The 8,928-nt window shown below is 60.6% G+C and carries 9 protein-coding genes and 3 pseudogenes; 6 read left to right on the top strand and 6 right to left on the bottom strand.

All coding sequences use genetic code 11. The annotated features are described in order from the left end of the window. Positions 1-108 precede the first annotated feature (108 nt). The 6 genes and pseudogenes from AC2FNB_RS19470 to AC2FNB_RS19445 form a co-directional block, all read right to left on the bottom strand. A pseudogene (locus tag AC2FNB_RS19470) lies at positions 109-222 on the bottom strand (IS6 family transposase); the annotation flags it as partial. Positions 223-285: 63 nt separating this feature from the next. Continuing rightward, positions 286-696, bottom strand: a pseudogene (locus AC2FNB_RS19465) (transposase); the annotation flags it as partial. A gap of 242 nt (positions 697-938) precedes the next feature. Then, positions 939-1,037: pseudogene (locus AC2FNB_RS19460) on the bottom strand (IS5/IS1182 family transposase); the annotation flags it as partial. 28 nt (positions 1,038-1,065) lie between these two features. Further along, positions 1,066-1,509, bottom strand: coding sequence for a YybH family protein (locus tag AC2FNB_RS19455; protein ID WP_496748475.1), 444 nt, complete (start codon positions 1,507-1,509; stop codon positions 1,066-1,068). Between the two features lie 252 nt (positions 1,510-1,761). After that, a complete protein-coding gene (gcvA, locus tag AC2FNB_RS19450) occupies positions 1,762-2,685 on the bottom strand; it encodes a transcriptional regulator GcvA (protein WP_496748474.1) in 924 nt (307 codons plus the stop codon). A gap of 112 nt (positions 2,686-2,797) precedes the next feature. Continuing rightward, complete coding sequence (locus tag AC2FNB_RS19445; RefSeq protein ID WP_496748473.1) at positions 2,798-3,376, bottom strand: VOC family protein; 579 nt, start codon at positions 3,374-3,376, stop codon at positions 2,798-2,800. 258 nt (positions 3,377-3,634) lie between these two features. Between AC2FNB_RS19445 and AC2FNB_RS19440 the strand changes: the two genes are divergently transcribed. The 6 genes from AC2FNB_RS19440 to AC2FNB_RS19415 all read left to right on the top strand — a co-directional run. Next, a complete protein-coding gene (locus AC2FNB_RS19440) occupies positions 3,635-4,321 on the top strand; it encodes a DUF1989 domain-containing protein (protein ID WP_496748472.1) in 687 nt (228 codons plus the stop codon). 6 nt (positions 4,322-4,327) lie between these two features. After that, positions 4,328-5,914 carry an amidohydrolase family protein gene (locus tag AC2FNB_RS19435; protein WP_496748471.1) on the top strand — a complete coding sequence of 529 codons (1,587 nt, stop codon included), beginning with the start codon at positions 4,328-4,330 and terminating at the stop codon, positions 5,912-5,914. After that, entirely contained in the window at positions 5,911-6,798 is an 888-nt protein-coding gene (locus AC2FNB_RS19430) for a polysaccharide deacetylase family protein (RefSeq protein WP_496748470.1), read from the top strand. The genes AC2FNB_RS19435 and AC2FNB_RS19430 overlap by 4 nt, the downstream gene beginning before the upstream one ends. Then, positions 6,798-8,081 carry an amidase gene (locus AC2FNB_RS19425; protein WP_496748469.1) on the top strand — a complete coding sequence of 428 codons (1,284 nt, stop codon included), beginning with the start codon at positions 6,798-6,800 and terminating at the stop codon, positions 8,079-8,081. Before AC2FNB_RS19430 ends, AC2FNB_RS19425 begins: the two co-directional genes overlap by 1 nt. Beyond that, complete coding sequence (locus AC2FNB_RS19420; RefSeq protein WP_496748468.1) at positions 8,078-8,545, top strand: hypothetical protein; 468 nt, start codon at positions 8,078-8,080, stop codon at positions 8,543-8,545. The genes AC2FNB_RS19425 and AC2FNB_RS19420 overlap by 4 nt, the downstream gene beginning before the upstream one ends. A gap of 30 nt (positions 8,546-8,575) precedes the next feature. Next, positions 8,576-8,928: FMN-dependent NADH-azoreductase (locus tag AC2FNB_RS19415; protein ID WP_496748467.1), on the top strand; the 353-nt coding region annotated here is incomplete at its 3' end.

Genomic DNA, 8,928 nt, shown 5'->3' with positions numbered 1-8,928 from the left:
CCCCAGCCGTGGTCTATTGGCTGAGAAAAGAAGAAACCCAAACCGATCAGCAGGAGCAAAGAGTAGCTTAAACTACGCCAAAACCTGTCCAAACATTGGGGAGTAGTTCATCTCTTCAACTTCGCGAAGGCTCATATTGAAGCGGAAATACAGCCACACAGCGTGGGCAGTGATCTGAGGAGGAAATCGGTGACGCTTGTAGCTGATGGACGATGAATCCATCGATGCGATCTATGTCCAAATCCAGACACGAGCAACCGATCTAGGGTTAACGTGACAACACCCCTTGCACAGCTTTGACACGGTGCTTTTCGAAATGCCGCTCAGCCCCATGGTCTGCACAAGATCGTCGACACGACGGGTCGAGACGCCGCCGATCCATGCCTTCTGGATCACGGCGACCAATGCCTGCTCAGAGGTCTTGCGGGCTTCGAGAAAGCTGGGGAAATAGCCGCCTTGCCGCAGCTTCGGCACTTTCAGGTTCAGCGTACCCAGTCGAGTGTCCAGAGAACGGTCGCGGTAGCCGTTGCGCCAGGTGGTGCGTTGTTCGGCCCGCTCATGGCGGCCAGCACCGATCAGGCCGTCGACATCGCTTTCCATCATCAGTTGCAGGACGGCCTCTGCGATCGAGCGCAGCAAATCGCCCTGATCATGCTTTTGCAGAAGCTCGGTTAGGTCCATGTTGGTTTTGGTCATCGGGGTCCCCGTGTGGTGCGTGGTTGAAGTCGCCAAACTCCACCTCGACCATACACCTCGATGGCCACATGAGATTACACCGTTGACAGCGCCAAGGCGGCCGATCGCTGGTGGAAGGCCAGATCAAAACCCGCCGCGGGGCAGGTCGCCCGCCAATGCCCGCGCGCCGGTGCAACCGCTGATCCGGCTGACGGTCCAAAAGCGGTTGCAGGGCGTCCGCCGGGGGGTGCCGCTTCGCTGTGCGGGTCGCGCTTGTTGGGCGCGCCCCGCCCCCGTAAGCCGTTGCGATTGATAAAAATAATCCCGTCAATGGGGCGCCGGCCGTCAGCGCGCGGCCTGCCGGAGGGTCGGAGCTGACGGGGTCCGGCCCTAGCGGAAGATTTCCCCGGCAACCGGCGGAGAGGCAAAATAGTCGAAAGAGTTGGGATTGCATCCCCAAGGATGATCGAGGGCGAACTTCCATGACCCATCCGCTTGTTTACGGACAACTTCGATGCCGGAATGGGCAACTTCGACCGGCATGACGCCGTCGAGCTTGCCCACGACCTTCCAGCTGGAACGCATCAATGCCAGGTCTCCGTTCACCATCAGGTGGCGAACGGTCAGCGACATTTTCCCTTTGATGCGGAACAGCCCGTTTTCAAATCCGGCACGGATCGCGGCGCGGCCCTCTTGGAGCCTGGCGCCTTCATGCGGCAAGCCAAGCGTAACGCATTCGGGCTCATGCAATTCCATGGCCCAGTCAAGGTCTTCCGCATGAAATGCATCGACCAGTGCAAAGTCTACGTCTTCCGGTTTCATAGGCAGGTACATATGGTTCTCCGACTTTCAAAATGTGCTGGAACTATAGGCGTCAATTCCGCTCAGCCGGCGTGAGTAAAACTCAGCCCATGGATGACGAAATTTGTCCAACATGGGTGCGGAACGCCCGGGCGGCCGGCCCGATCTTCGGGCGTGCCGCGGCGGGGCCCGGCAATCGCTCCCGCAAGTGTGTCCGGCATCAGTCCCGCAGGGGCCGGTGTCAGACACTGATGCGCTTGGCCGGCCCTGTCTGCGGCGCGGGTTTCACTCGATGAACTCACGCCCGAATTCGCTGTCGCGGAATTCATCGGCCTGATCTAGAAGCCAGTTCTGAAATGCTTCGATCTTGGATTTTCTGGCAGCGGAACGCGGGCAAACCAGATAATAGCTCTTGTTTTTGATCTTGGCCGGATATGGCACGACCAGCCGCCCGTCCGCGATATAGCGGGCCGCGGCGATCAGGCTGACCAAGCTGACACCATGGCCGTCGCTGGCTGTCAGCAGGCACATGTGTTCCTCGGAATAGGTCACGAAGGGGCGGAACCCGGCGGGCGCGACACCATGCTGCGCGAGCCATTTCTGCCAACTTGGATCCGCATCGGAATAGCCGGACCATTCATATTGGATCAAACGGGCGGAGGCCAGATCCTCGGGTGTTTGCAGCGTCTTGGCAAGTTCAGGTCGGCAGACGGGGGCGACGAAATCATCCTGCACCCAGGCGCAATGCATCCCGGGGTAGTCGCCAAACCCGTACCGGATGGCGATGTCCACCGGTTCGGCCTTGAAATCGGTGACCTCGTCGCAGCCCAAAATGCGGACCGACAGGCTGGGGTAGAGTTCGGCAAATTGCGCCAGCCGCGGGCTCAGCCAGTTGGACGCAAAGGATGTGGTGGTCGAGATGGTCAGATCGCCGTCGATGTCATCGCGGGCCAGCGCATCGGTGCCCGCCACCAGATGTTCGAACGCGGTCGAGATATGCTGCGCGTAAACAGCGCCATCCTGGGTCAGACTCACAAACCGGTTCGACCGGTTCAGGAGCTGCAGGCCCAAATGGGTTTCCAACGATTTGACCTGATGTGACACCGCCGTGGGCGTCACGCACAGCTCATCCGCGGCGTCCTTGAAGCTCAGGTGTCGGGCGACGGCCTCAAAGGCTTGAACGCTTTTCAGATTGGGAAGTCGGGACATGTGCAAGCTCTGATGCCGGGTGGAGTTCCCGGGACCATATCGCAAGTTGGGAGTATTCTATACGGCAGAAATCTCCACCCGACATTCGAGGTGAGCGGCGGGGTATTCGGGGTTACCATGTCACCTCACCTTCTGGTTTGGCCGGGAACCAGCTTTCGGGTTCTGGATAGTCCCAGTCTTCGGGGAAGTGGTAGGTCTCAAACGTAGTGCCGGTGGCGTCCTCCGTTTCAAAGAAGGCAAATGCGTTCTTGCCCTTCCATTTGCCGGATTGCACCATTTTGAACCCGCGTTTTTCGAATTCGGCCAGACGCTCTTCCCAGGGCGCGTCGTTGCAGTCATAGGCCACGTGATGGAAGGCAGTGCCGTTCCTGTCCAGGAAGTCCCTGAAGATCGATGGCCCCCAAAGCGGCTGCATCAGTTCCCAGATCATGTTGCCGGATTTGGCAAAGCACACTTTCAGCGCGAATTCGCAGGGTTCGCCCTTGTAGGTCTGGTCGGTCACGTTTTCCGGCGAAAACTCGTATACTGCCCATGGTCCGATACCGAGACGGCACAGCCCTTCCATGGTTTTCACGTGGTCATCTGTGACGATGGCCAGTTCGACCACATTGCCCAGGAAAGTGTTCGACAGGGTTTCGTCGCTGGTGACCTCGGGCAGTTTCGACAGGATGTCTCGGGGAAGATTTGACATTGGCAATTCCATTATTGTGAACCAAGGCATAGCGGCATTTGCCGCAGTTTTGAACGGACCTGCTGGTCTTGTCACACGATGAAATGTCATGCTGGGCGTGAGAGATTTTCATCTACGCCCGCATGCGGCCCGGGCCGGCCGCCGCAAGGGCCGCACGATGCGATTTTCCTTCATTTTGACCTGAGATTTCCTCAGTTTCCGCCGCCGTCAGGATGGTGTGTCTTTAGAGGCAACAAATTGTTGAGCAAGGATTGCGCCATGAAGGATTCCCCCTTTGACACCGGACAGCCCGATGGCACCAACCAAAGCCTTGATCTGGGTTTGCCCAATGGCGGTACGCCCGAGCTAGGCACCACCTATGAGATCCCGGCCCGCTGCGGCCGTGCGGTGCGTGTCCAAAAGGGGCAGGTGCTGACGATCTTCAACCCCGCCGGGTATCAGGTCTGCGATTTCTGGATCTTCAATGCCGATGACATTCGGGAATACAGCTCGATGGAGCATCTGCACACCTCGATCCTGTCGATCTTTCCCAAAGCGGGCGACGGCATCACCTCGAACCTGCGCCGGGTGCTGATGACGATCACAGAGGATACCTCGCCCGGCATCCACGACACGGTGATCGCCAGCTGTGATCATACCCGGTATCAGCAGCTGGGCTGCGGCACGTATCACGACAATTGCACCGACAATCTGCGCCAGTCGATGATTGCCATCGGGCTGCGCGCTCCGGCGATTCCCGCACCATTCAACCTTTGGATGAATGTTCCGGTTCAACCGGACGGCAGCCTCAGCTTTCAGCCGCCGGTCTCCAAGCCGGGTGACTTCATGTCCTTCCGGGCCGATATGGATGTGATCGCGGTGATGTCTGCCTGCCCGCAGGACGTAACGCCGGTGAATGGCGAGGGCACCTCGCCCGCCGGCTTGACCTTTCGCGTCAACGGGTAACTGGAGATGGCCGATACGCTTCTTTGGGGTAGGTGGGTTGTTGTTTCGGCAGATGACGTGCGCACGGATGCGGCTGTTTTGCTGCGTGGCGGCCGCGTGGCCGAGATCGGCCTGGCCCCCGAGATGCGTGCCCGCTATGCGGGCCTCCCTGAACATGGTGGTGCTGACTGTGCCATCCTGCCAGGACTGATCAACGCGCATCACCATTGTTACGGGGTCGAGCTTGCCAATCAGAAGGTCGGGGACGACTTTCTGGAGCCCTGGATGTTCTGCGGTCCCTCGATGGTGGGGCTGTCGCCTTACGTCTCCTCGGCCCATTCGGCGCTGCGGTTGCTGAAAACCGGGGTGACGGCCGTGGTCGACATGTGCTCGGCCGGGGTGACGCGGGACAGCGGAGAAGTTCGGCTGCTGGAAAAGGCGCAGGCCTACCGCGATGCGGGTCTGCGTGCAGCCATCGCGCCGGGTGAACGCTGGCAGAACCGGATCGTGCATGGCGCCGGGGAAGAGGCCGGGTTTCTGGCCACTCTGCCGCAAAACCTGCGCGACGATCTGGCCTGCAGCGAAGCCGGGCGCAAGCGCCTGAGCCCCGATGCCTATTTCGATCTGATGAATGCGTTGGTGCCGCAGGGCGGCGGGCTGTGCGAATTCTGGTTTGGCCCGACCGGCCCGCAATGGACGCCGGATGCGGTTCTGGCCCGCATGGCACGGGAGGCTGAGCGGCTGGACACCCGTATCCAGACCCACGCCCTTGAGAGTTTTTACGAGGGTTTGGAAAGCCAGCAAGTCCGCGGCAAGCATCTGATGCAGCATTTTGCGGATCAGGGCATTCTGACCGAACGGCTTTCGCTGGCCCATGCGGTCTGGGCGGGGCCGCGGGATATTGAGGATCTGGCCCGCAGCGGCGTTCAGGTCAGCCATAATCCCGGCTCAAACTTGCGGTTGCGCTCGGGAATAGCGCCGATTGCTGAAATGTGCGGCAATGGTGTGAGTGTTGCGCTTGGGATGGATGGCACCACGTTTGGTGGGGCGGAGGATATCTTTGCGGAAATGCGTTTGGCGCTGGCCATGAACACGCCGCCGCACCGTTCGGCCAAAGCACTGAACGCGCGCGATGTGCTGGCGCTGGCAACGCAGGGCGGGGCCACGTTGATGGGCCGTGCCCATGAGTTGGGGCAGTTGCAGCCGGGTTATTGCGCCGATGCCGTGGTGCTGGATCTGTCGCGCCCGATGCAGCCCTGGTGCGCGCCGGATGTGGATCCGGTCGAACTGATTGTGGGTCGGGCAACGGCTGCAGATGTGCGTGACGTTTTCGTCAATGGCGCACAGGTGGTCGATCAGGGCGCGGTCACCGGAGTGACCGAAGACCAGCTGCTGGATGACCTGCGGGCCGAATTGGACCAAAACCCGCCGGATGATACCGCGCTGGCCCTGGCCCGTGACCTGCGCCCCTATCTGCTGGATTGGTACTCCCGTTGGGAGCAGGCCGGGACCGCCCCGGTCGCGAGATATGGCGCGCCCTCAGCCTGGAGTATTGCATCGCCTGTGGGCGAGAAGAAACCTGCACCCTTGGCGGAACTAGGAGAAGCAACATGATCCAGAACCCGATCAAATGGCCCAATGGCGCGCGCTGTGCCTGTGCGATCAGTTTCGATATCGACGCCGACAGCCTGATCCATATCTCGCGTCCCAGGGACGGGCATGACCGGCTTTATCCGATATCCATGGGCCGTTATGGCCCCACAGTGGCGATCCCGCGCATCCTTGAGACCTATCGCAAGTTCGGCCTGAAACAGTCCTTCTTTGTGCCGGGTTGGGTGGTGGAACAATATCCCGACGCGATGGAGAAGATCCTGAAAGACGGCCATGAGATTGGCCATCACGGCTATCTGCACGAAGACCCCACCGCCCATGGCCCAGCGGAACAGCGCGAGTGGTTTGAAAAAACGCTGGAAAGCCACAAACGCGTCATCGGCAACACGCCCAAAGGCTATCGCGCGCCGGTTTATAACGTGAACCAGACGGTGATCGACCTGATGATCGAACACGGGTTCGAATATGAAAGCTCTCTGATGGCCGATGACATCCCCTATCTGATGAATACGGACAAGGGATCGCTGGTAGAGCTGCCGGTGCATTGGGGCACGGATGACTGGCCGCCCTTCGCCCATTATGACGAGATCGGTTACATGATGCCGGTCGCAGGGCCAAGCGCAGGTCTGGAAGGGTTCTGGGAAGAGTTCGAGGCGCAGTACGAGGCCGGAGGCTTCTGGCTGGCCATCTGGCACCCGTTCCTGACCGGCCGTCTGGCGCGCTGGCGTCAAGTCGAGCGTTGGCTCGAGGCTATTCTGGACCGCGGGGATGTCTGGTTCGCACCGATGCATGAAATAGCTGCCCATGTCCGGGCCGAGGCTGCCAGGGATCCGAATGCAGTGCGCGTGGAACAGCTGCCTTATTACACCAGGCCCGTCCTGTTCTGATGTCAGCGCAGGACAATCTTGCCCGCGCGTTGGATCGCGCAGGTCAGCCCCTTGCTGCCAATGTGTTCCTGACCCGAGGGGCGGACGGCGCACGGGATCTGGCACGCCAGCTGGATGCTTTGCCGGAGGCAGGCAAGGGGCTGAATGGTGCCGTTGTCATCCTCAAGGGCAATATTGATATCGAAGGCCTGCCCACCACCGCAGGCACCCGCACCTTTCAGGCCCAACCCGCGCCGGGTTCCGCGCCCTTGGTGCACCGGATCGTTGCAGCAGGTGGTGTTCCGCTGGGGCACGCCAACATGTCGGAATACGCTTATAGCGGATTGGGTCTGAACCCGCATTTCGGGACACCCGCAAATGGCTTGGATTCCAGATTGGTGCCTGGAGGGTCATCCAGCGGATGTGCCTCGGCCATTGCGCTGGGGATCGCGGATCTGGCGGTGGGGTCCGACACGTCGGGATCGACCCGCGTACCTGCGGCGTATCAGGGGATTTATGGCTTTCGTCCGACTATGGGTCGCTATGACAATGTAGGAGTATTGCCGCTCGCACCATCGCTGGACACGACAGGTCCCATGGCGCGGGATATGGCGGGCATTCGCGCTCTGGACGCGGTGATGCGCAAGCTTCCCCCGATTGCCGAGGCAGGACCCACGCACCGGATTCTGATCCCTGACGAGAACAGCTTGGGCCCACTTGCGCCGGAAATCGCTTCGTTGCTGTCCGCTGCGCGAGGCGCCCTGAAAAATGCGGGATATGCGATAGAAACGATCCCCGTACCAGCGTTCCCACAGATACGGGACCTTTTCGCGCGGGAAGGCACTTTGGTCGCAGCCGAGGCCCCGGAGGTGCTGTCCAGGTTCACAGCGCTGGATCACCCGGATCTGGACCCCAATGTGCACCGGCGGATAACACAAGGTCTGCCAGTCGACCCGCGCAAGCTGGTGCGGCTGCAGGCTCTCCGCGTCGGTTTTCAAAGCGCAATGAACGTCCTGCTGGGTGATGCGCTGCTATTGATGCCGACCATTCCGTCGTTGCCGCCCACCCTGACATCGGTTCAGGGCGATGCGGATCGGTTTGCTTCGGAAAACGCCCGCGCGCTCAGCCTGACCATGCTGGGGGCGTATCTGGATCTGCCATCTCTGGCCATGCCGGTTGCGGGGCGCGTGGCAGGACAATCCCTGACGCTTTCCGCCGCAACAGGTCGGGATGACGCGGTGCTGCAAGCCGCCGACGACATCGCCCAGCTCCTCTTGTCCCTGAAACTCGGAGTCTTCGCGTGACCAAACAATACCAGATTGCCCGGGACCGGGTCGAAATAGCTCAGTTGATCAAGCGCCAGTTTCGTGCGCTGTGTTGGGATGAAACGTCCCCGCCTGACTTGCCAGCGCTGAATGCCGCCTATGTCGAGGGTGCCCAGTTGTTTGCCTCGGCCCGCCCGGCCAAGGCCCAGACCGCAGTTGCCTTTGGCGAACGAATGGCGGGCTTGCGCGACGACGGAACCATCCCCGTTTTCGAAGAAAAGGGCGTGGGCCTGCATATCTGGGTCGCGGGCAATGTGGCTGTGGCCATGGCGGGGTGCGAAATGCACGAAAACCGCAGCGAAATCACCGAAGATATCAGCGCCTTTCTGCTGGTCAAAAACCCCGATGGCTGGGCCATCGCATCGCAGGCCTGGGACATCCTGCCTTCGATCGCACAAGCCTTTGCCGCAACCGGCCTAAGCGCGGACCGGTTTGAAATCTGATCCCCCTGACATAAATTGGAGACCCTCGATATGTCGAAAAAACTACTGATCGTGCATTCAAGCGCCCGTGAAAACCGTTCGCTCACCCGTGAGCTGGCACAGATTTTCGAAGACAGTTGGTCCGCGTCCGGTGGTGGCGCAGTGGCCCACCGTGACGTGGGCGTGAACCCGCCCGCCATCATCTCGGAGGCCTGGATCGACGCCTGCTTTACCGCTCCGGCAGAGCGTAGCGACGCCCAGAACGCCGTGCTGGCCGAATCCGATGAACTGGTGGCCGAAATCATCGATGCGGATGTTATCGCGCTCTGCGCACCTATGTATAACTACTCGATGCCCGCGTCGCTCAAGGCCTGGTTCGACCTGATCGCGCGGATCGGGGTGAC

It is taken from the genome of Ruegeria sp. BHSB058 (assembly GCF_059613285.1).
This window is presented reverse-complemented; position numbering and strand designations above follow the sequence as displayed.

Coding starts and splice junctions, on each gene's coding strand:
- AC2FNB_RS19455 (WP_496748475.1), bottom strand. CDS start 1,509: ATGTACCTGCCTATGAAACCGGAAGACGTAGACTTTGCACTGGTCGAT.
- gcvA (WP_496748474.1), bottom strand. CDS start 2,685: ATGTCCCGACTTCCCAATCTGAAAAGCGTTCAAGCCTTTGAGGCCGTC.
- AC2FNB_RS19445 (WP_496748473.1), bottom strand. CDS start 3,376: ATGTCAAATCTTCCCCGAGACATCCTGTCGAAACTGCCCGAGGTCACC.
- AC2FNB_RS19440 (WP_496748472.1), top strand. CDS start 3,635: ATGAAGGATTCCCCCTTTGACACCGGACAGCCCGATGGCACCAACCAA.
- AC2FNB_RS19435 (WP_496748471.1), top strand. CDS start 4,328: ATGGCCGATACGCTTCTTTGGGGTAGGTGGGTTGTTGTTTCGGCAGAT.
- AC2FNB_RS19430 (WP_496748470.1), top strand. CDS start 5,911: ATGATCCAGAACCCGATCAAATGGCCCAATGGCGCGCGCTGTGCCTGT.
- AC2FNB_RS19425 (WP_496748469.1), top strand. CDS start 6,798: ATGTCAGCGCAGGACAATCTTGCCCGCGCGTTGGATCGCGCAGGTCAG.